The 21,291-nt window shown below is 68.5% G+C and carries 21 protein-coding genes; 17 read left to right on the plus strand and 4 right to left on the minus strand.

Annotated elements, in window-relative coordinates; all coding sequences use genetic code 11:
- The first annotated feature begins 118 nt into the window (after positions 1-118).
- The 15 genes from ABZX92_RS03080 to ABZX92_RS03150 all read left to right on the plus strand — a co-directional run bounded on the left by ABZX92_RS03080 (position 119) and on the right by ABZX92_RS03150 (position 16,767).
- A complete protein-coding gene (locus ABZX92_RS03080; RefSeq protein WP_355553162.1) occupies positions 119-1,633 on the plus strand; it encodes a phage tail sheath family protein in 1,515 nt (504 codons plus the stop codon).
- 15 nt (positions 1,634-1,648) lie between these two features.
- On the plus strand, positions 1,649-2,092 hold the full coding sequence (locus ABZX92_RS03085) for a phage tail protein (protein ID WP_355553164.1): 444 nt from the start codon (positions 1,649-1,651) through the stop codon (positions 2,090-2,092).
- Positions 2,093-2,124: 32 nt separating this feature from the next.
- Entirely contained in the window at positions 2,125-2,493 is a 369-nt protein-coding gene (locus ABZX92_RS03090) for a hypothetical protein (protein ID WP_231114862.1), read from the plus strand.
- Complete coding sequence (locus ABZX92_RS03095; protein WP_355553167.1) at positions 2,490-2,672, plus strand: DUF6760 family protein; 183 nt, start codon at positions 2,490-2,492, stop codon at positions 2,670-2,672. Before ABZX92_RS03090 ends, ABZX92_RS03095 begins: the two co-directional genes overlap by 4 nt.
- A 2,433-nt stretch (positions 2,673-5,105) precedes the next feature.
- Positions 5,106-5,369: a hypothetical protein gene (locus ABZX92_RS03100; protein WP_355553170.1), complete on the plus strand. Its 264-nt coding sequence runs from the start codon at positions 5,106-5,108 to the stop codon at positions 5,367-5,369.
- A 10-nt stretch (positions 5,370-5,379) separates the two neighbouring features.
- On the plus strand, positions 5,380-5,808 hold the full coding sequence (locus ABZX92_RS03105; protein WP_355553173.1) for a phage tail protein: 429 nt from the start codon (positions 5,380-5,382) through the stop codon (positions 5,806-5,808).
- On the plus strand, positions 5,805-6,539 hold the full coding sequence (locus ABZX92_RS03110) for a peptidase M23 (protein WP_355553176.1): 735 nt from the start codon (positions 5,805-5,807) through the stop codon (positions 6,537-6,539). The genes ABZX92_RS03105 and ABZX92_RS03110 overlap by 4 nt, the downstream gene beginning before the upstream one ends.
- Positions 6,532-8,301, plus strand: a complete 1,770-nt coding sequence (locus tag ABZX92_RS03115) for a VgrG-related protein (RefSeq protein ID WP_355553179.1) — start codon at positions 6,532-6,534, stop codon at positions 8,299-8,301. The genes ABZX92_RS03110 and ABZX92_RS03115 overlap by 8 nt, the downstream gene beginning before the upstream one ends.
- Before the next feature lie 10 nt (positions 8,302-8,311).
- Positions 8,312-8,596, plus strand: coding sequence for a PAAR domain-containing protein (locus tag ABZX92_RS03120; protein ID WP_355553182.1), 285 nt, complete (start codon positions 8,312-8,314; stop codon positions 8,594-8,596).
- A gap of 4 nt (positions 8,597-8,600) precedes the next feature.
- The gene (locus ABZX92_RS03125) at positions 8,601-9,002 is read left to right on the plus strand and encodes a GPW/gp25 family protein (RefSeq protein WP_355553185.1); all 402 of its coding nucleotides are present in this window, start codon (positions 8,601-8,603) and stop codon (positions 9,000-9,002) included.
- Positions 9,002-10,927 carry a putative baseplate assembly protein gene (locus ABZX92_RS03130; RefSeq protein WP_355553188.1) on the plus strand — a complete coding sequence of 642 codons (1,926 nt, stop codon included), beginning with the start codon at positions 9,002-9,004 and terminating at the stop codon, positions 10,925-10,927. The genes ABZX92_RS03125 and ABZX92_RS03130 overlap by 1 nt, the downstream gene beginning before the upstream one ends.
- The gene (locus ABZX92_RS03135; protein ID WP_355553191.1) at positions 10,928-11,464 is read left to right on the plus strand and encodes a phage tail protein; all 537 of its coding nucleotides are present in this window, start codon (positions 10,928-10,930) and stop codon (positions 11,462-11,464) included. It begins immediately after the preceding gene.
- Positions 11,461-12,402, plus strand: a complete 942-nt coding sequence (locus tag ABZX92_RS03140; RefSeq protein WP_355553193.1) for a zinc ribbon domain-containing protein — start codon at positions 11,461-11,463, stop codon at positions 12,400-12,402. Before ABZX92_RS03135 ends, ABZX92_RS03140 begins: the two co-directional genes overlap by 4 nt.
- A gap of 2 nt (positions 12,403-12,404) precedes the next feature.
- Positions 12,405-15,386 carry a VWA domain-containing protein gene (locus ABZX92_RS03145; RefSeq protein WP_355553195.1) on the plus strand — a complete coding sequence of 994 codons (2,982 nt, stop codon included), beginning with the start codon at positions 12,405-12,407 and terminating at the stop codon, positions 15,384-15,386.
- An 85-nt stretch (positions 15,387-15,471) separates the two neighbouring features.
- The gene (locus ABZX92_RS03150) at positions 15,472-16,767 is read left to right on the plus strand and encodes a hypothetical protein (protein ID WP_355553198.1); all 1,296 of its coding nucleotides are present in this window, start codon (positions 15,472-15,474) and stop codon (positions 16,765-16,767) included.
- 20 nt (positions 16,768-16,787) lie between these two features.
- On the opposite strand, the gene ABZX92_RS03155 is transcribed toward ABZX92_RS03150, so the two are convergent.
- From ABZX92_RS03155 to ABZX92_RS03165, 3 genes are all read right to left on the minus strand, one after another.
- Positions 16,788-17,414, minus strand: a complete 627-nt coding sequence (locus ABZX92_RS03155; RefSeq protein WP_355553201.1) for a response regulator transcription factor — start codon at positions 17,412-17,414, stop codon at positions 16,788-16,790.
- An 80-nt stretch (positions 17,415-17,494) separates the two neighbouring features.
- Positions 17,495-18,121 (minus strand): response regulator transcription factor, encoded by a 627-nt coding sequence (locus ABZX92_RS03160; RefSeq protein ID WP_355553204.1) that lies wholly within the window; start codon positions 18,119-18,121, stop codon positions 17,495-17,497.
- A complete protein-coding gene (locus ABZX92_RS03165; protein WP_355553207.1) occupies positions 18,118-18,756 on the minus strand; it encodes a histidine kinase in 639 nt (212 codons plus the stop codon). The genes ABZX92_RS03160 and ABZX92_RS03165 overlap by 4 nt, the downstream gene beginning before the upstream one ends.
- A 239-nt stretch (positions 18,757-18,995) precedes the next feature.
- Between ABZX92_RS03165 and ABZX92_RS03170 the strand changes: the two genes are divergently transcribed.
- Entirely contained in the window at positions 18,996-19,574 is a 579-nt protein-coding gene (locus ABZX92_RS03170) for a hypothetical protein (protein WP_355553210.1), read from the plus strand.
- On the opposite strand, the gene ABZX92_RS03175 is transcribed toward ABZX92_RS03170, so the two are convergent.
- Positions 19,537-20,523 (minus strand): PHP domain-containing protein, encoded by a 987-nt coding sequence (locus ABZX92_RS03175; protein WP_355553213.1) that lies wholly within the window; start codon positions 20,521-20,523, stop codon positions 19,537-19,539. The two genes, ABZX92_RS03170 and ABZX92_RS03175, sit on opposite strands and share 38 nt — an antisense overlap.
- Before the next feature lie 73 nt (positions 20,524-20,596).
- Here ABZX92_RS03175 and ABZX92_RS03180 point away from each other — a divergent pair, with 73 nt between their 5' ends.
- A complete protein-coding gene (locus ABZX92_RS03180) occupies positions 20,597-21,250 on the plus strand; it encodes a TetR/AcrR family transcriptional regulator (protein WP_355553216.1) in 654 nt (217 codons plus the stop codon).
- The last annotated feature ends 41 nt before the right edge of the window (positions 21,251-21,291 follow it).

Below are 21,291 nucleotides of genomic sequence, written 5' to 3' on the forward strand. Positions count from 1 at the left end.
GGTTGCCCCTTTGGGCAGTCACCGGCTCCCTCGGGCACCGCCGCGCGGTCGTGTCGGGTTTTCCCAGGTCGCCGCAGCATGTGTCGTACAGGGTTCCGTACGACATGGGAGGCCGTCGATGCCCACCTATCTCTCGCCGGGCGTGTACGTCGAGGAGGTGGAGGCAGGTGCCCGCCCGATCGAGGGCGTGGGCACCGCCGTCGCCGCGTTCGTCGGGTTCGCGGTCAAGGGTGACTACAACACCCCGACGCTGGTCTCGAACTGGGCGCAGTACACCGAGAAGTTCGGCGACTTCGCCGAGGGCTGCTACCTGCCGCTCGCCGTCTACGGCTACTTCCTCAACGGTGGCAACAACTGCTACGTCGTCCGCGTGGGCGGGGCGAAGTCCACGCCGGCGCTGCCCGCCGGTCCGCAGGCTCAGCTGGGCGGCTATCGGGTGTCGGCGCGCGAACTCGGAGCCGGTTCGCTGGCCGTCGAGGTCGGCGACCCCGCGGGGGAGAACCAGCCGGACGACCGCTTCTCGTTGACGGTCAAGGACAACGGCAAGGTCGTCGAGACGCACCAGGTGTCGGCCAAGCGCGGCAAGGAGAACGTGGTCACCGTCGTGAACACGGCCTCGAAGCTGATCACGATCGAGGAGGTCGCCGGGGCGTCGCCGACCAAGCCCGACAAGGCTTCCGTGGCGCTGCGCGAAGCTCCTGCTCCGCCGCCGGTGCCGCGCAAGGTCGTTCCCGACGACTACGTGGGCGATGTCGCCGACCGCACCGGTTTCGGTGGCCTGGAGGCGATCGACGAGATCACGATGGTCTCGGTGCCCGACCTGATGAGCTCCTACCAGCGCGGGCTGATCACGCTGGAGGCCGTCAAGACCGTGCAGTCGGCGATCATCGCGCACTGCGAGCTGATGGGCGACCGCATGGCGATCCTCGACCCGCCGCCCGATCTCTCGCCGGACCAGGTGAAGAACTGGAAGCAGACCGAGGCGGGCTACGACTCGAAGTACGCGACCTTGTACTACCCGTGGATCAAGGTCTACGACCCGTCCACCTCGGACAACATCTTCGTGCCGCCGTCGGGTCACATGGCCGGCGTGTGGGCGCGCAACGACGCTTCTCGTGGCGTGCACAAGGCTCCGGCCAACGAGACCGTGCGCGGCGCTGTCGCGTTGCAGACCCAGTTGACGAAGGCCGAGCAGGAGCTGCTGAACCCGATCGGCGTGAACTGCATCCGCGCGTTCACCGGCCGCGGCATTCGTGTCTGGGGCGCGCGGACTCTGTCGTCCGACCCGGCGTGGCGCTACCTGAACGTCCGGCGGCTCTTCAACTACCTGGAAGAGTCCATTCTGGACGGAACGCAGTGGGTCGTCTTCGAGCCCAACGACGATGCGTTGTGGGCCCGCATCCGCCGGACCATCTCCGCGTTCCTGGTGATGGAGTGGCGCAAGGGCGCGCTGTTCGGCCTGACGCCCGACGAGGCGTTCTACGTCAAGTGCGACCGCGAGACCAACCCGGCGGAGGGCATCGACCTCGGCCAGGTCGTGTGCGAGGTCGGCATCGCACCCGTGAAGCCCGCGGAGTTCGTCATCTTCCGGCTCGCCCAGATGCAGGGCGGCACCAGTCTGGTCAACGAGTAAAGGCGGTTCATCGACATGGCACTCCCCGATCTGGACACGTCGGTAGGCCACTCGTTCGGCCTCGAAGTCGACGGCATCACGATCAAGCAGATCTCCGAGGTGACCGGCCTGAAGATGGAGCAGGACGTCATCGAGCTCAAGCAGAACATGGCCGACGGCAAGTACGTCATCAAGAAGCTGCCGGGCCGGGCGAAGGCGGGCGAGGTCGTCCTCACCCGCGGTCTGACGGCCGACAACTCGTTCGAGAAGTGGATCAAGGACTCGCGCTTCGGCAAGATGGCCAGCGCCCGCAAGAACGGCGTGGTCGTCGTCTACGACTACGAGGGGTCCGCCATCAAGCGTTACAAGATCGTGCGGTGCTGGCCGAAGTCGTTGGAGATCGGCACGTTGAAGGCCGGTGACACCTCCGTGCTGACCGAGAAGCTGACGGTCACCTACGAGGAGATGGAAGTCGAGTGAAACGCACTTCTTCTGCTGTTGCTGATCCGGTGATGCAGACCGAGTTCGCGTTCTCCCTGCCGCGCGGGTACGTGGACGACTCCGGGGTCGTGCATCGCGACGGTGTGATGCGGCTGGCGACGGCTCGCGACGAGCTGATCCCGTTGCGGGACGACCGGGTTCGCGAGAACTCGGCGTTCCTGACGGTGGTTCTGCTGGGCCGGGTCGTCGTGCGGATCGGGTCCGTTGTGGACGTTCACGCGGGGATCATCGAGAACCTGTTCGCCTCGGATCTGGCTTTCCTGCAGGACATGTACCGCCGGATCAACAGCGAGGGGCACACGCGCTCCGGCGTCGCGTGTCCTTCCTGCGGGCACGGGTTCGAGGTCGACATCGCGGGCGGGCGCCTGGGGGAATCGTGACGTACGCGCCAGACCGGCTGTACTCGGAGGTCGCGTACGTCGCCTACCACTTCCACTGGTCGCTGGAGTCCATTTTGGACCTGGAGCACGCCGAGCGGTTGCGGTACGTGGAGGAGATCGGCCGCATCAACACGCGGATTTCAGCTGGTTCTGGTTCTGGGTTCGGTTCGGGGAGGTGACTTGCTGTGTGGCCCTTTCGGCGGCGTGCTGCCGCGCCCTCATTGCCCGTTGTCCGGTCGGAGTGGCGGAACCTGCCGCCACTGCAGCGAGTCGTCGCACCGCACCCGCTGGTCAACCCGGTGTCGTCGTTCTCGGCCGGCTTGAGCTCCTGGCAGAACCCGTCTTTCCTGGCGCCTCTCGCGCACGCGGTGGGCCCGGCCGAGCCTTCGGGGTCGATCGCGGACGTGGCCGCTCCCGCCGCGGAGCCGTCGGAGTGGCAGACGGTGTGGGCAACGAGCCGTGAGCCCGTTGTCTCCCGGATGCCTGCGCCTTCACCCGAACCCGTTGTGGTGGCGCGGAGTGTGGCACAGCCCTCGCCGGTCGAGGCGGCCGCTGGTGAGAGGGATGTCGCTGCTCCCGCCTCCGTGGCGGACAGCACGGACGCCGTGGCTGGTCCGGTGGCGGAGGTGCAGCGTTCGGTGCCGGAGCCTCCTCGTTCTGCCCGGCCGAGGAGGCTGGGTCTCGGAGAGCCGATCTCGTCGGTGCTGCAACGAGCCTCCGACGCCCCCGCGGGTGTGCCGGACTCAGGTGGTGCGCAATCAGTTCAGCGGCTCGTGGGTGACAGCCCCGAGCCTGGGCCGGTCGCCCAGCGTCTGGTGGGTTCCGAGTCCGGCCTGCCGACCGTGGCGCACACCGCCACCACGCCTGGCACCACCCAGTCCGACTCCGCGGAACCCGTTGCCCAGCGCCTCGCTGAGCCCCAGTTGCCGGTGGCGGGTCGCACCCCGAACGCACTCGCCGCGCAGGCAGATGTGGCTGTGCAGCGACTGGTCGGTTCCGAGTCCGTCGTGCCCGCGAGTTCACCCACCTCGGCACAGGCCGATCTTGCTGCGCCTGCCGCTCAACCGCCGGCTGGGAGCGAGTCCGTCCTGCCGGTCGCGACCCAAGACACCGCGCACACCCTGTCCCGGGCCGACTTGGCTGAACCTGTCGCCCAGCGGCTGGTCGGGTCGTCGCCCGCGAACGTCCAGCGAGAAGTTGAGTCCTCGCCGTCGACCGTTCAGCGCGCGGCTGGGTCGACGCCAACCGCCGGGCCACTGGTCGGTTCAGCAACGACTGTCCAACGGCTGGTTGATGCGACGCCGACTGTTCGTGGGCCGGGTGATGCGGCAACGACTGTCCAGTGGCTCGCTGGTTCGGCGCAGACTGCCCAAGGGCCGGTTGGTGAGGTGCCGACTGTCCAGCGGTTCGCTGGTTCGGCGCAGACCGCCCAAGGGCCGGTTGGTGAGGTGCCGACTGTCCAGCGGCTCGCCGGTTCGACGCCGACCGTTCAAGGACCGGTTGATATGACGTCGACTGTTCGAGGGCTGGTTGGTGAGGCATCGACTGTCCAGCGGCTCGCCGGTTCGACGCAGACCGCCCAAGGGGTGGTTGATGCGACGTCGACTGTCCGAGGGCTGGTTGGTGAGGCGCCGACTGTTCAGCGGCTCGCTGGTTCGGCGCAGACCGCCCAAGAGCCGGTTGGATCGACCTCCGCTGACCAGCGACTGGCCGGTTCGGCACTGACTGCCCAGAGTTCGGGTGATTCGGCATCGATCGCCCAAGGGTTGGTCGGCTCGGCACCGGCTGTCGAAGGGTTGGCCGGCTCGGCGCCGTCTGTCCAGCGGCTGGCTGGTTCGGCGCCCTCTGCACGGGAGTTGGTTGGTTCAGCACCGACAGTCGAAGGATTAGTCGGTTCAGCGCCAGCTGTCGATGGGCTGGTTGGAACGACACCGGCTGTCCAAGGGTTGGTCGGCTCAGCACCGCCTCTCCAGCGGTTGGTTGGAACGACACCGGCTGTCCGACGGCTGGTTGGTTCGGAACCGGCTGTCGATGGGCTGGCTGGTTCAGCAGAGTCTGTCCAACGGTTCGGCGGTGCGATGCAGGCTGCCCAAGGGGCGGTTGATATGACGCCGTCTGTCCGAGGGCTGGTTGGCTCGGACTCGGCTGTCGATGGGCTGGCTGGTTCAGCAGAGTCTGTCCAACGGTTCGGCGGTGCGATGCAGGCTGCCCAAGGGCCGGTCGATATGACACCGCCCGTCCGAGGGCTGGTTGGCTCGGCACCGGCTGTCCAAGGGCTGGCTGGTTGGGCGCCGTCCGTGCAGCGACTGGTTGGAACGACACCGGCTGTCCCAGGGCTGGTTGATTCGGCGCCCTCTGTGCAGCAGCTGGTTGGCACGGCGCCGGCTGTCCCAGGGTTGGTTGGCTCGGCACCGGCCGCCCAGGGTTTGGGTGGCTCGGCGCTGTCCGTTCAGACGCTCGTCGGCTCGGCACCGCCCGTGCAGCGGTTGGTCGGCGAGGCGCCACCACTTGTCCAGCGCGCCGCCAGCCCACGCGCACTCCCAACCGGCAGCACCGAAGCGCCCGTCCAGCGGATCTTCGCGACCCCTGCGCAAACGCATGCGCAGCCGGCTGTGGCGCTGCCGGTCGCCGTGTCGCCCGCCCCCGCCCAGGCCCCGGCCGCCCCCGAGCCGGCGCCGGTGGTGGCGCGTGTCGTGGAGGCCGAGTCCAGCCCGCCCGCGCCTGTCCAGCGAGCCGAGGCCGAAACAGCAGCAGCGGCACCGCAACCGCAGAACCCGGAAGAGCTGTTGCGCAAGTTGTACGACCCGTTGCTGCGCCGGCTCAAGGCCGACCTGTGGCTCGACCGTGAGCGTCGTGGGGCGCTCACCGACCTGTGAGGACGAAGTCATGACCGCACCAGAGGAAGCCGTCGCCGTCTGCTTCAGCGTGTCGGTGGACAAGGACGACCTGGGGTCGTTCAACAGCTGTGAGGGGCTCGGGTGCGAGTTCGTCATCGAGCAGCGGGAAGAGGGCGGCAACAACGGGATGGTGTGGCAGTTGCCCACGCGCATCAAGTACCCCAACGTGAAGCTCACCAGGCCGGTCACCAAGGACAGCCAGAAGATCACCAACTGGATCGCGGGCATGGCGGCGGGGATCAAGCGCCGGACCGCGGTCATCGAGGCGAGAACCCTGGAAGGCAAGACGATCGCGAGCTGGTCGCTGGCCGAGGTGATCCCGGTCAGGTGGACCGGGCCGCAGCTGAGCGCTGAGCAGGCCAAGGTGGCCACGGAGACGCTCGAGCTGGCGCACCACGGGTTCTTGGACGCGCGATGACCGTCACGTTCACGAGCGCGGGAGCGAAGACCGCGGCCAAGAAGATGGAGCACGCCGTGATCACGGCGTACGAGCCGCCGAAGCCGGGTGGCCTGCAGAAGCCGGGGGCGGAGCTGGACAAGATCGAGTTCCAGTTCAACCCCAAGGAGCTGACGCTCGCCAAGAACGCCAAGTGGCAGCGGCAGGCCCAGCCGAACGCGGCCAAGGCGGGCGTCCCGGAGTTCAAGGGGGCCGAGCCGGCGAAGCTCAGCCTGGAGATCTTCATCGACTCCACCAAGGACATGGGCGACTCGACGATCAAGATGGTCGAGCAGCTGTTCAACCTGACCGTGCCCACGAAGGACTCCAGGACGAACGGCAAGGGCAGCCCGCCGTGGGTCATCTTCAAGTGGGGCACCACAACCGGCTTCCCGAGCTACGTCTCCAGCGTCACGGCCAAGTACACGCTCTTCACCCCGGGCGGCATGCCGGTCAGGGCGGTGTGCACGGTCAACCTGGAGGAGGTCAGCGGCGAACCCGGCGGGCAGAACCCGACCAGTGGCGCGCTCGCGGCACGCGACCAGCACACGCTCACGGCCGGAGACTCGCTCCAGTCGTTGGCGTACAAGGCGTACGGCAACCCCGAGCTGTGGCGGCACATCGCCGAGGCCAACGACATCGACGACCCGATGCGGCTCAAGCTCGGCTCGACCGTGCTCGTTCCGGCGTTGGAGGAGATCCAGCATGGCTAACGAGAGCTTCGCCAACAACCTCGTCGTCGAGGTCGAGGGTCAGCCGCTGCCACAGGACGTCAAGCTGCTGCTCACCTACGCCTACGTCGACGACAGCCGGAACCTGCCGGACATGTTCGTGCTCAAGTTCCGCGACCCCGGCCACGTCGTGCTCGCCAAGGGCCACTTCACCATCGGCGCCAGGACCACCCTCAAGGTCCAGACCGCGGACCCCGGCGGCCCGAAACCGCTGATGAGCGGCGAGATCACGGCCGTCGGCGTCGAGCTCGACGGGCAGGGCACGTTCACCGAGGTCAGGGGCTACGACGAGGCACACCGGCTGTTCCGCGGCAAACGCGTCGCGGTCTACCCGAACATGACGGTCGGCGACGTCGTCAAGAAGGTCGCCGAACGCGCCCACATCAAGACCGGCACGATCGACAACGTGCCCGGCTTCGGCGGCCGGCCGGACACGCAGCTGAGCCAGGACAACGTGAGCGACTGGGAGTTCCTGAGCCGCCTGGCCAGGACGGTCGGCGCGCAGATCGCGGTCAGGGACGGCAAGCTCGACTTCAAGCTGCCCGAACCACCGGCGAAGGCACCAAAAACCAACGCCAAAGCCAAGTCCGACCCGCTCGTCCTCGAAATGCACAGCACCCTCGTGGCACTCCGGGCCGGCATCACCACCGCGGGCCAGGTGCCCGAGGTCCAAGTCCGCGGCTGGGACTTCGAGAACAAGCAGGAGGTCCTGGCCACCGCCGTCCCGAACACCGCCGGAGTCGAAGTAGCACAGGCGAAACCCGCGGAACTGGCGGCGAAGTTCAAGGCACCACCGCACCTCGAAGCCGGCCTGCCGTACCGCACGCACGCCGAGGCCAAGACCGCGGCGGAGGCGCTGGCGGCCCAGCTGGGCGGGAGTTGCGCGGAACTCACCGGCGTGGCAAGGGGAAACCCGGAGCTCAAGGCCGGAACCGCGGTGGCGCTGACCAACGTCGGCGAACCCTTCCAGGGCAAGTACACGCTGACCAGCACGCGCCACCTCTTCGCCGAGCACACCGGCTACACCACGGAGTTCACGGTCTCCGGCAAACAGGAGCGCTCGCTCTACGGCCTCGTGCACAGCACAAAAGACAAGCCGCTCAACGGACTCGTGCCGGCCGTCGTCACGAACGCCAAGGACCCGCTCGACATCGGCCGCGTCCAGGTCAAGTTCCCCTGGCTGTCACCGGATCTGACCAGCGTCTGGGCCCGCACGGTGCAAGCCGGTGCCGGCGCGAACCGCGGCACGCTGATCCTGCCCGAGGTCGGCGACGAGGTGCTGGTCGGCTTCGAGCACGGCGACTTCGACGCCCCGTACGTGCTCGGCGGCCTCTACAACGGCAAGGACAAGCCGCCGAAGCTCAGCAAGCCACCCGTGGACGGCGCCAACGGTGCGATCGCGGCCAGGGGGTTCGTGAGCCGCAAGGGCCACAAGGTCGAGTTCGTCGAGGACGACGGCATCGTGATCTCCAGCGGTGACGGCAAGTTCGTCGTCAAGCTCGACCAGAAGTCGCAGAACATCGAGATCACCAGCGGCAAGACCATCAACGTGAAGGCGCAGAACGGCATCACCGTCGACGCCGGTACGGGCCCGCTGGAGCTCAAGGGACAGAAGGTCTCCATCAAGGCGCAGACCGAGCTGACCGCTGAAGGAACCCAGGTCAAGATCGCTGGCCAAGCCCAGACCGAGGTCACCGCGAGTGGCCCGCTCACGGTCAAGGGCGCCATCGTGAAGATCAACTGAGGAAGCGCACATGCCACCCGCAGCAAGAGTCGGAGACATGACCGGGCACCCCGGCGTCATCATGCCGCCCGGTGTTCCGACCGTGCTCATCGGCGGACTGCCCGCGGCCACGGTCGGGAACATGCACACGTGCTCGTTCCCGCCGCCGGCCGTGCACCCGCCGACGCCGATCATCCCGCCCGGCTGCCCGACGGTGCTGATCGGCGGCAAGCCGGCAGCGAGAGTCGGAGACATGAGCGGCTGCGGCGCGCCGATCCTGCCGCCCGGCTGCCCAACCGTCCTGATCGGAGGGTAGTCGCGTGGACTTCATCGGCAGGGGACTCAGCTTTCCCGTCCGCACCGACGCGACGGGCTCGGTGGCGCTCGTCGACGGCGACCGCGAGATCGTGGAGAGCATCCGGCTGATCCTCGCGACCGCACCCGGCGAACGCCCGATGCGGCCAGAGTTCGGCTGCGCGATCCACGACCTGGTGTTCGCGCCCGCGGACTCCTCGACGGCCGGGCAGATCGCTTACGAGGTGCGCCTGTCGCTGGAGCGGTGGGAACCGCGCATCGACCTCACGGACGTCGTCATCGACTTCGCCGAGGCGGACAGCGGCACCCTGCTGATCGACATCCACTACACCCTGCGCAACACCAACGACCCGCGCAACCTCGTGTTCCCGTTCTACGTCATTCCGCCGCACGAGGACGGTGCGTGATGCCGCTTCCCCTGCCGAACCTGGACGACCGCCGGTTCCAGCAGCTCGTCGACGAGGCCAAGCGCCGCGTGCAGCAGCACTGTCCGGAGTGGACCGACCACAACGTCTCCGATCCCGGCGTCACGCTGATCGAGGCCTTCGCGCACATGGTCGACGAGGTGATGTACCGGCTCAACCGCGTGCCCAAGCTGCACTACCTCAAGTTCCTGGACCTGATCGGCGTCGAGCTGTTCGCCCCGACGGCAGCACGCGTGGACGTCACCTACTGGCTCTCCGCACCGCAGGAAGGCCCGGTTGAGGTGCCGCAAGGCAATCAGCTGGCCACGCAGCGAAAGGGCGTCGAGGACCCGGTCGTCTTCACGGTCGACCGCCCGCTCACGATCGTGCCCTGCGAGCTCTCGCACCTGGCCACCGCGACCGCGAACGGCCAGCCCGTCGACCGCACCGACGACCTCAAGGCCCTGAAGGAGCCGCAGGCGTTCAGCGAGCAGCCCGAAGCGGGTGACGCCGTGCTGTTCGGGCTGTCCAACGCGGTTCCCGGCTGCGCGGTGCTGCTGAGGTTCGACTGCGAGCCGATGGGCTCCGGCATCAACCCGGCCGACCCGCCGTGGGTCTGGGAAGCGTGGACGAGCGACGGCTGGACCGCCTGCGAGGTCGACCACTTCACCAACGGCGGCTTCAACTCCGCCGGCGACGTCGTCGTGCACGTCCCGCAGGGGCACACCACGTCGATCCTCGTCCGGCAACGGGCCGGCTGGCTGCGGTGCCGCGCCGCCGAACTGTGGCAGGGCCAGCCGTTCTACCAGCGCTCACCGAAGATTCGCGACGTCACCGCGGCCACGATCGGCGGCACCACCGAGGCCGTGCACGCCGACGTCGTCAAGGCCGAGACCATCGGCGTCTCGGAAGGCGTGGCCGGGCAACGGTTCCCGCTCGCCCGCACGCCGGTCGTCGCGGGCGCGCCGGTCACCGTCGAGGTCGCGACCACCGACGGCTGGGACATCTGGACCGAGGTGCCGACGTTCGTCGAGTCGGGCCCGGACGACCGGCACTTCCTGCTGGACAACATCGAGGGCCAGATCATCTTCGGCCCGGCGGTGCGGCAGCAGGACGGCACGCTGCGCCACTACGGCGCGGTACCGGCGAAATCCGCGGCGATCCGGGTGCCCGAATACCGCACGGGTGGCGGGCTCAGGGGCAACGTCGCCCGCAACCTCGTGACCGTGCAACGGGATCCGGTGCCGTTCGTGAGCAACGTGACCAACCGCAAGCCCGGCCGCGGTGGTGTGGCGGGGGAGTCGGTCGAGGACGCGGCCCTGAGGGGCCCGCTGTCACTGCGGACCCGTGATCGGGCGGTGACGGCCGAGGACTACGAGATCCTCGCCCGCGAGGCCGCTCCGGAAGTCGCACGAGTGCGGTGCGCGCCGGGCGACGACGGGGTTCGGGTACTGGTCGTGCCGGCGGTCCCGGAGCACGAGGAACCGAACTTCCAGGCTTTCCAGGTCGACCAGGAGACGCTCGAACGGATCGCCCGGCACCTCGACGCACGCAGGTGTGTCGGCGCGAGGGTGAGCGTGGAACCGCCGTTCTACCAGGGCATCACGGTCGTGGCGGACCTCAAGGCTCGCACCGGAACGCCCACCGAAGCCGTCCGGGCACGCGCGATGGACGCGTTGGGCGACTACCTGGACCCGATCCGCGGAGGAGCGGACGGCGACGGGTGGCCGTTCGGGCGACCCGTGCACTCAGGCGAGATATATGCGGTGCTGCAACGGATTCCGGGCGTGGAGCTGGTCGAGGACGTGCGGCTGTTCGCGGCCAACCTGCTGACCGGCGAACGCGGCCAGGCCGTGCAGCGCGTGGACCTGCCACCGAACGGCCTGGCGTTCTCGTACGGCCATCAGGTGAGGGTGGTGAAGGCGTAAATGCGCAGCGCGGTTGACGATCTGGTTTCCCCGCATCCGCTCGGCGAGCGGATGCCCTCGGTCTACACCGACGACGACTTCACCCAGCGCTTCACGCAGGCCCTGGACGAGGTCATCGCCCCGGTCTTCACCGTCCTCGACTGCTTCGCCGCCTACCTCGACCCGCGCCTCGCGCCGGACGACTTCGTCGACTGGCTCGCCCAGTGGGTGGCGCTCGACCTGGACGAGAACTGGTCCACCGCCCAGCGCCGCGAGCTGGTCGCCAGAGCCGTGCGGCTGCACCGGTTCCGCGGCACCAGAAGAGGCCTGGCCGAGCACGTCTGGTTGCTCACCGGCGGCCGCGTCGACATCGCGGACAGCGGCGGGGTCTCGATCTCCGCACGACCGGACGGCCCGGTCCCGGGCAGTTCTCCCGCGCACGTGCTGATCCGCGTCCGGGTGCCGAACCCGGACGCGGTCGACCGGGCGCGCATCACCGCGGCGGTGCGCCGGATGGTGCCCGCCCACGTCGCCACGACCATCGAGGTGACCACATGATCGTCTGCCAGACCTGCGGGGAGCACAACGCGCCCAACGCCGAGTTCTGCGGCAACTGCGGCGACTTCCTCAAATGGACCGGCGCCCAGGTGCAGGCGGGCCCGGTCCGCCCGGACGCACCGCAACAGCCGCAGCCCCACCACCGTCCACAGCAGACACTCAAGCGCCAGGCCCAGCCCGGCGACCTGATCTGCGGCCAGTGCGGCTCCGGCAACGCCCCCACGCGCAGGTTCTGCGGCGTCTGCGGTTGCTCGCTGATCGACGCCGTCCAGCAGAAGCAGCCGTGGTGGAAGCGCTGGTTGCCCACGAAGGGCCCGAAGGTCAGGGAACGCGGCAGCAGGCCGAACCGCGTCCGCAGAGCCACCAAGGTCAAGCAGGGCATCGGCAGGGCGTTCCGGTGGGCACTGGTGCTGGCGGTATTGCTGTTCGGCGGCCTGTACGGGCTCTCGCAACCGTTCCGCAGCACGGTGAACACCCAGGTGCTGACGGCGAAGGACAAGGTCGCCGGCATCTTCGAGAAATGGGTGCCCGTGCGGCAGAGCTCGATCTCGGCCGGACAGGAACGCCCCGACCACGCCGCCAAACTCGCCATGGACAACGACCCCGGCACGTTCTGGGCCGCCCAGACCGACGGGAAGACCGTGGCGCTGACCATCACCTTCGACCACACCACGGACCTGCGCAGGATGATCATCCGCATCGGCGACGGCAAGAAGTACCTGGCTTCCCAACGGCCGCAGCGCCTCACGCTGGTGTTCGACACCGGCAAGACCACCGACATCCCGCTCGTCGACAACCCGGACCCGCAGGAGCACGCCATCAAGAACGGTGACGGCGTCAAGCAGGTCCAGGTGCTGATCGCGGGCGTCTTCCCGTCCACCGAGAGCACCGACACGGTGATCAGCGAGATCGAGCTGTTCGAGAAGCAGGTGAACTGACAGTGCGCGCACTTCCGTTGCTGCTGGTGGCATTGCTGGTCCTCCCGGTGCCGGCAGCCGCCCAACCGGCACCAGAACCGGAGCCGTTCAGGATCGGCTTCGACAGCCTGGGAAACGACGACCGCGACATCTTCACCGTCGACAGCTTCGGGAACACGCGCACCAACCTCACGAAGAACCCGACCATCAACCAAGAAGACCCGGCGTTCTCGCTCGACGGCACCAAGCTGGCGTACGTCGACGACTACGACCACATCGTGATCGCCAACGCCGACGGCACGAACCCCGCGCGCCTCAACGCCGAGACCCGCGACCAGACGCAGCCGGCGTGGTCCCCGGACGGCACGATGATCGCGGCGACCACCAGGATCGTGGAGGGCGAGAGCCAGCGGTACGTGATCCAGATCCACCGGGTCTCCGACGATGCGAAGATCGGTGAGATCCCGATGCCCAAGCACCTCATCGGCAACGACAGCGCGCCGGACTGGTCGCCGGACGGCAAGACCATCGCGATCACCAGGAACGCGAAGAACGTCGCCCCGCCGCCGCCACCGATCCCCGTCCCGGACCCCGACACCGAGCTTCCGGCCAGGCAGGGCAGCACCTTCGACCTCAAACAGGTCGTGCACACACCGCGCATCCCGCCGAAGCCCGACGTCGTGATCCTCATCGACATCAGCGGCTCGATGGAGGGCGAGCTCGACAGCGTCAAGAGAACGCTGGCCGAGAAGGTCATCGGCGAGGTCGCCAAGCTCCAGCCGGAGACCCGGTTCGGCATCGCCTCGTACGCGGGGCCGGAGAACATCGGGCAGACGTTCACCGTGCACCGCGGGCTCACCGACAAGCTCGGCGACTGGCAGAACGAGGTCAACGTGATCAAGAACGTCGGCTCCACGGAGGTGTGGGCGCACGCGCTGATCAAGACCGCCACCGGTGCGTTCGACTTCCGTCCCGACTCCAGCAGGGTCGTCGTGGTGATCGGCGACGAGGGCACCGCGGAGAGGCTGATGCCGCCCGACCACACCGACACCGTCGAGAACGCGATCAGCGCGTTGAAGGCCAAGAACATCCGCTTCGTCGGGATCGACAGCGGGGGCCTGAACGAGTTCAAGCAGGCCGAGCTGATCAAGAAGGAGACGAACGGCTCGCTGCAGACGTTCGACGAGAACAAGCCGGACGAGATCAGCACCGCGATCACCGACGGCATCAAGGACCTCCCCGTCACCCTCACACCGGTCGCGAAGTGCGACACCGGTCTCGGCGTCCAGCTCACCCCACCCGGCCCGGTCGACGGGCCGAGCGGGCAGGACTTCACGTTCGCCGAGAAGTTCACGGTCTCCCCGAACGCCACGCCGGGCAGCACGTTGCGCTGCACCATCGACTTCCTTCTCAACCAGGAGACCGAGGTCCGGCCCGGTCATCGGCAGACCGTCTCCGTCCAGGTGGCCGACCTGGTCAAGCCCGTCGTGCGCGTCGACGACGTCATGGCTCAGGCCGCGGACACCACCGGCGCCGCGGTGACCTACCGGGCGAGCGCGACCGACAGCCGGGGCGAACAGCTTCCGGTGACCTGCACTCCGCCGTCCGGCACCAAGTTCCCGGTCGGCGTCACCCGCGTGACCTGCACGGCCACCGACGCGCGCGGCAACACCGGAACCGACACGGCGACCATCACCGTCACTGCGGCCAACCCGCCCGGCCAGGAGATCTGGCTCGTCACGCCGGACGGCAGCACCCAGGTCGACCTGTCGCCGCGGTTCACCGATCCGTGCAAGAGCCGCTACAGCCAGAACCCGGCTTGGTCGCCGGACGGCAGGACGCTGGCCGTCGAGCAGGACGACCAGATCTGCCAGGTCAACGCCGACGGTTCCGGCGCCCGCGTGATCGTGCGGTCGACCGAGGCCGTCGAACGCCCGAGAAGCCCCGCGTGGCTGCCGGACGGCACCAGGATCGTGTTCCAGTCCGCGAGGAGCGAGAGCGAACCGGACCTCTACATCGTGCCCGTGGTGAACGGCACACCGAAGCTCCTGACCGAGAACGCCGGTCAGCCCGCTGTGCAACGACTTCCGCGCCTCACCGTGACCACCACGGCCAGCCCGGCCGAGATCCCGTTCAACGGCAGGACGACGATCGAGGTCGTCGTCGCGAACACCGGCTTCGCGCCCGCCCCGGCCACGCTCACCGTGACCATGCCACCAGAGCTCCAGGGTGGCCCGGCCGGCGGCAACGTCGGCCCGATCGCGCCGGGGGAGAAGAAGGTCGTCACCGGCGAAGCCACCGGCGTCACCGCGGGAGAGCACACGGTCACCGCGGCGGTCGGTGCGATCACGTCGAAGGTCACCGTGAAGGTCCTGGAACGAACGGGATCGCTCTCGCTGACCGCGGCGGCGAGCCCGCAGCCGTCGTTCGTCGGCGGTGATGACGTGACGGTGATCTTCAAGCTGCTCAACAGTTCCGGCTCGACGCTGACGAACGTGCGGGTCAACGCCTCGGCGTTCGGCTGCCGGCCCGAGTGCGCGGTCGGCACGCTCGGACCGGATGGCCAGGCCGAAGTCAAGCTCACGATCGCGGCCACTCAGGCCGTCGACCAGGAGCTGGCAGCCGTGGTGATCGCCACGGGCCCCGACACCAACGCACAGGACAACGTCGCCACGACGAAGATCGTCATCAAGCAGCCCACGTTGACCCTCGACCAGCAGGCCGGACCGCTCGGTGGCGTCGTCTCCGTGCAGGGCAAGGACTTCCCGCCGAACGCCAAGATCAGGCTCGGCTGGACCGCCGGCATCTCCGAGACACCAGGTGAGCTCACCACCACCGACGGCACGTTCTCCACCCAGATGCTGGTCTTCCACAACGACACCGAAGGGCCTCGGCAGGCCCAGGCCGCCACGGTCGAAGGCACGAAGTTCGGCGAGGTCAAGTCGGGAGACTTCCTCGCGTTGCCGAACACCGTGCAGCCATCGGACTTCGTCGAGCGCGGTTAGCCGCCCGAACGGGCAGCGATGAGCGCACCCGGCCACGCCTCCGCCGCCCCTGTGCGGCGCCAGGGAAAGAAGGAGACTGCTAGTCATGGGAGCAACAGCGACACTGTCCACTTCGGACCTTGCCGTCGCACCGGGCGGGGACGTCACCTGCCAGGTGATGGTGCGCAACGCGGGCGAGCTGGTGGACCAGTTCACGATCGACGTCGTCGGCGATGCGGCGTCGTGGAGCCACGCCGAACCGGCCGTGGTGAACCTCAACCCCGGTGAGTCCGCACCTGTGCTCATCCGGTTCGTGCCACCACGTGACGCGGGCGTCCACGCGGGCCCGGTCCCGTTCGGCGTCCGAGTCATCTCGCACGAGGACCCGCACGGCTCGGTCGTCGAAGAAGGCGTCGTCGTGGTCGGCGCGTTCACGGACGTGGCCGCGGAACTGGTGCCCGCCAAAGCGGAGGGCAGCAGGAAGGCCAAGTACGAGGTCGCCGTCGACAACGTCGGCAACGCGCCCGCGATGCTGCGGCTGCGGGCGGTCGACCCCGAGGACGAGCTGGACTTCCGGCTCGACCGCACCGAGATCGCACTGCCGCCGGGCACGACGACGTTCGTGCGGCTGCAGGCCAAGCCACGCAGGACGTTCCTGCGCGGCGAGCCGAAGCGCCGGCCGTTCCAGGTGGAGATCACGCCGGAGCAGGGCGAGCCACTTCTCGCCCAGGGCACGATGGTGCAACGTCAGCTGCTGCCGAAGTGGCTGCTGCCCGCGCTGATCGCACTGCTGTTGCTCGCGGGAGCGTTGGTGGCGCTGTGGCTCTCGGTGCTGGCGCCGGCCGTGAAGTCGGCGGCGCGCGAGGCGATGCAGCAGGAGTCCAAGGAGATCAAGGACAAGGCCGACGGGGCGGCCAGCGCGGCCGGTGAGGCCAGGGAGCAGTCGAAGCAGGCCGCGGCCAACGCCGGGCAGGCGCTGGACGTGCTGGGGGTCAAGCCGGGCGACACGAACGCGACGCCCACGTTGCCCAAACCCGCGGAGAAGGGCGATCCGGTGACGTTCCGGATCGACGTCACGGCACAGATCACCACGAACGCCACGCAGTTCGCGGAGCTCACCTTCACCCCGCCGGACGAGAAGAAGACCATCCTCGTCAAGGACCTCTTCTTCGAGAACCCGAAGGGCGACGCCGGGACGGCCCAGCTCGTCCGGGACGCGGGCGGGACGCGCAGCACGATCCGGGTGATCGGGCTCGGGAACTTCCGGGACCGCGACGAGCACTTCCAGGAACCGCTCCGGTTCAACCCCGGCGAGAAGATCGTGTTCCGGGTGAGCTGCCAGAACCCGCAGCCCAAGGGGGCTTGCACGCCCTCGGTAGTCCTCAACGGGCGCGCGGAATGAAGTCCGCTCAGGCCTTCGCCCTAGATGAGACCCTCACGAAGGGCGAAGGCCACCGCGTGGGCGCGGTTGCGCAGCTGGAAGCGGTTGGTGATGTCGTGCAGGATCGACTTCACGGTTCGCTGCGAGTAGCACAGCTTCTCCGCGATCTCCCTGGTCTCCAGGCCGTCGGCGATCATCCGCAGCACCTCGGTCTCCCGGCTGGACATGCCGGCGAGGTTGAGCCCGTTGGGGCGCAGGACGTTGCGCTGCAGCTGGGACACGCGTCCGAGCAACCGGCCCAGCAGGTCGGCTGGCAGCGATCCCTCACCGGCGTGCGCCGCGCGGATCAGCCGCACCAACGTGTCGGGCGTGGCCTCGGAACGGCGCAGCACGGCGGAAACTCCGCTGCCGACGATGTCGAGCAGCTCGGAGTCGGCCACGTCGCCGGCGACGAGCACGATGCCCGGGTTGGGCTGGCACTGCAGCTTTCTCAGCAGTTGCAGCACGTTCTCGTCGAGACGTTCCGCGACGACGAGCGCGACGCAGCTCTCCGCGGTCTCCGGCTCGACCAGCCGGATCTCCGGACGGGACCGCAGCGCGACGGTCACTCCCGCGCGGGTGATGGAGTCGGTGGCGTGCAGGACGACGGTTACCGGTTCGGCGTTCATCAGCTCCCCTTCTGACGTCAGCCCAAAGGAATCAAGCAAATCCATCATCCAGCCCAGGACGTCCCGATCGGCAGGGGCAGTTATCCCGGGTTGTCCCGGAACAGGTTTATCGCCTGGGTGCGGTCCGCGACGTGCAGCTTGCGCAGGATGTTGGACACGTGGTTGCGCACGGTTTTGGTGCTCAGGAACAACTCCCGGGCGATCACGGCGTTGCCCTTGCCCGCCGCCATCAGCCGGGCGACCTCGCGTTCGCGCCCGGTCAGCTCCGGGAGCGTGCTCGGCCGCGGTGCGGTGGCGAAGAAGTCGAGCAGCCGTGTGGCGACGGCGGGGCTGAAGATCGCTTCACCCTCGCCGACCGCGCGCACAGCGTCCACGATCTGTTGAGGCCGCGAGGACTTCACCAGATACCCCCGCGCGCCCGCTTTCATCGCGGCGAACACGGATTCGTCGTCCTCGAACATGGTCAGCACGAGCACGCGCGCGGACGGCCGTGCGGCAACGATCCGGCGGGTGGCCTCGATTCCGCCGAGGTCCGGCATGTTGAGGTCCATCACGATCACGTCGGGTTGCAACCGGGCCGCGGCGTCCACCGCGGTCGTGCCACCGGATGCCTCGCCGACCACGTCGACACCACTGTCGATCAGCGCTGCCATCACGCCGCGGCGGAAGAGCGGGTGGTCGTCGACGACCAGCGCGCGCAAGGTCATGGCACAGGCAGGGCAGCCGCGAGTCTGGTGCCGCCGTCGAGTCCCGGCTCGACCCGGCAGTTCCCACCGAGATCACTGGCCCGTTGCCGCATCGACGCCAGGCCCACACCTGCCGCCACCTCGGCCGCGCCCACGCCGTCGTCGAGCACCTCGACGTGCAGGTCGGTGTCGAAGCGGAGCCGGACGGTGCACGAGCGCGCGTCCGCGTGCGTCACGACGTTCGTGAGCGCCTCGCGGATGATCCGGTACGCCGCGACGCTCACCGCGTCGGGCAGCGGCGGAATCTCGCCGAGCACCACGACGTCGATCGCGAAGTGCAGTCGCGACCTCAACGCCGAGACGAACTGCTCGACCGCGCCGACGAGCCCGAGTTTCGTGACGACGGCCGGGCTCTCGTTCGCCACCAGCGACTTGATGTCGCCGATCGCCGAGTGCATCTCGTCTTCGAGCAGCGCGAGCAACCGCGCCGCGCTGGCCGGGTCGGAGGTGAGCAGCTGCCGCGCCGACCGCAGCCCGAGGGCGACAGCGGCGAGGGACGGGCCAACACCGTCGTGGAGGTCGCGCAGCACCGTGCGGCGTGCCTCGGCCGCGCTCCTGGCGCACGACTCCGCGGGCACGATGAATTGGCGGCGCATGCTCCCTCCCTCCCCAAAAGTGACGTCGCTTGGACGTCGGCACCCGTTTCCGCGGTTCCCGATGGAGTGACACCAAGTCGCCTGATCGGCCCATTCCCGCATGTGACGGAAGTGGGTGAACGCATTCCTTTGCACTCCGATGGAAGCGGCAGTGCCGGTGATACAGCCAGACGGAAAAACCAAATGGCCCGGTGAGCGGTACGGAGGTATTTGTAGGCCGAACGGACGCTCCTACAGGTATGGGAGTCGAGGTCCACGACCCTCGCTGGCTCACCGCGGTGCCGGGGGCCGAGCTCGTGGCGGGGTTGGACGAGGTGAGCGGGTACGCCGCGGACGGTCACCGGGTGACCGTGTTGATCGACCTCGTGCCGGGCAACGTGGCATCGCTGCGAGGCCTGGCCGCCGAGGCTGTGGGGGAGGGCGCGCGCAAGATCCGCGTGCGGCCGCGCGGTGTCGACCGGGTCGATCTGGTCTACGCGGCCGTGGAGCTGAACCGGGTCGCCGAGGACGACGCCGTCGAGGTCCAGTTCGACGTCACGTCCGCCGCGCTGCTGCGCGCGGACCCGTCGGCGTTCGTGCGGGTGGATCCGTTCGTGGTGACGGCGGACGGGACCGTCGTGCCGATCTGCGCCGGGCTGGAGCGGTACGCGCTGGGGTCGCTCGGAGCCTTCGACGAACTGGTCGCCGCGTGGGATCCCGAGCCGGTCCGGGACCTGTGCCGGATCGCGCTGGGACGGGCGCTCGCCGACACCGGGCCACTGGTCTCCTGGTACGAGCACCTCACCCGGACAGCAGCTGAGCTGCGCTCCGTGTGTTGATCACGAGGTCGGGTGTCACGCCGCACTCCTCGGCTCGCGCGCAGCCGTAGTTCAGCCAGTCCAGCTGGCCGGGCGCGTGCGCGTCGCTGTCGATCGAGAACGTGCACCCGGCGTCGACGGCGAGGCTGAGCAGCCGGCGCGGGGGATCGAGCCGTTCGGGCCGTGAGTTGATCTCCACCGCGGTGCCGTGCTCGGCGCAGGCCTCGAAGACCTTCTCCGCGTCGAACTGCGACTCCGGCCGGCCCTTGCCCACGACGAGCCGGCCGGTGCAGTGGCCGAGGATGTCGACGTGCGGGTTCCTGACCGCGTTGACCATGCGCTTCGTCATGTCGGGTTTCGGCATCTTCAGTTTCGAGTGGACGCTCGCGACGACGACGTCCAGCCGTGCCAGCAGGTCCTCGTCCTGGTCGAGCGACCCGTCGTCGAGGATGTCGACCTCGATGCCGGTCAGGATCAGGAACGGCGCCAGCTCGACGTTCAGCTCGGCGACGACCTCCAGCTGCTTCTCCAGCCGGTCGCGTGACAGTCCATTCGCGACGGTCAACCGCGGCGAATGGTCCGTCAGCACCATGAACTCGTGGCCGAGGTCCCGCGCCGCCTCCGCCATGTCCCTGATCGGGCTGCCGCCGTCGGACCAGTCGGAGTGGACGTGGCAGTCGCCCTTGAGCTTGGCCCGCAGGTCCTCGCCGCCGGTGATGTCGACGTGCCGCAGCTTCGCGAGATACGACGGTTCACGGTTCGCCAGCGCGTCCTGCACGACCCCGGCCGTCGATTTCCCGACGCCTTTCAGGTCGGTGAGCGTGCCGAGTTTCGCTCGTTTTTCGACCTCGGCGGGGTCGAGATCGGCGAGAACGGCCGCCGCGTTGCGGAAGGCCTGGACGCGGTAGGTCGGTTCGCCCGCTCGTTCGAGGTGGAAGGCCACCTGCTTCAACGCCTTGACCGGATCCATACCTCTTCCTACCTCATCCACTCTCCGTGCGCTTCTGTTTGCAAACCTCGTTCGATCCACAATGATGTTCGGCATGTCTCCACGTCCGGCCGGTGCCCCACCGGCGAGCGGAGCCGGCTCGCGGCGCAAGCGGAGCAAGGGTGACCTGACCTCGCAGGCCATTCTGGACACCGCTGAACAGCTGCTCGAGACGAAGTCGCTCGACGAGATCGCCGTCGACGAGCTGACGTCGGGCGCGGGAATCTCCAGATCCACCTTCTACTTCCACTTCGAATCACGCGAGGCCGTGCTCTACGCGTTGTCCGAACGCGTCGCGGAAGGCCTCTACGATTCGGCCGCGCTGTGGTTGCGCCGCGGCAGTGAGCCGCCGGCGGAATCGATCCGGCGCGCGATCTCGGGAACTGTCGCGCTGTGGCGGGCGCACGGTCCCGTTTTACGCGCGGCCGTGCGGGCCCGCGACACGAGCGAGATGGTGCGCGGCTTCTGGTCCGAGGTCGCGCGCAAGTTCATCGAGTCGACCGCGCAGCAGATCGAGATCGAACGCGACGCCGGCGTGGCCGTTGCGGGTCCGCCGACCGCGCGAGCTCTCGCCACTGTGCTGGTCTCCATGAACGAGACCATGTGCTACAGCCTGTCGCTGGCCCGCAAGTCGGCCGCGCGCGACCGTGAGATGGTCGAAACCCTGACTGCTGTGTGGTTGCGGGCCGTGTACGGGGTTTCCCGCTAGATAAGCGTGAGCGTTGCTCACTCGACACGGTGTCGAATAAT

Origin of the sequence: Lentzea sp. NPDC006480 (genome assembly GCF_040611995.1) — a bacterium.
Classification (GTDB): Bacteria; Actinomycetota; Actinomycetes; order Mycobacteriales; family Pseudonocardiaceae; genus Lentzea.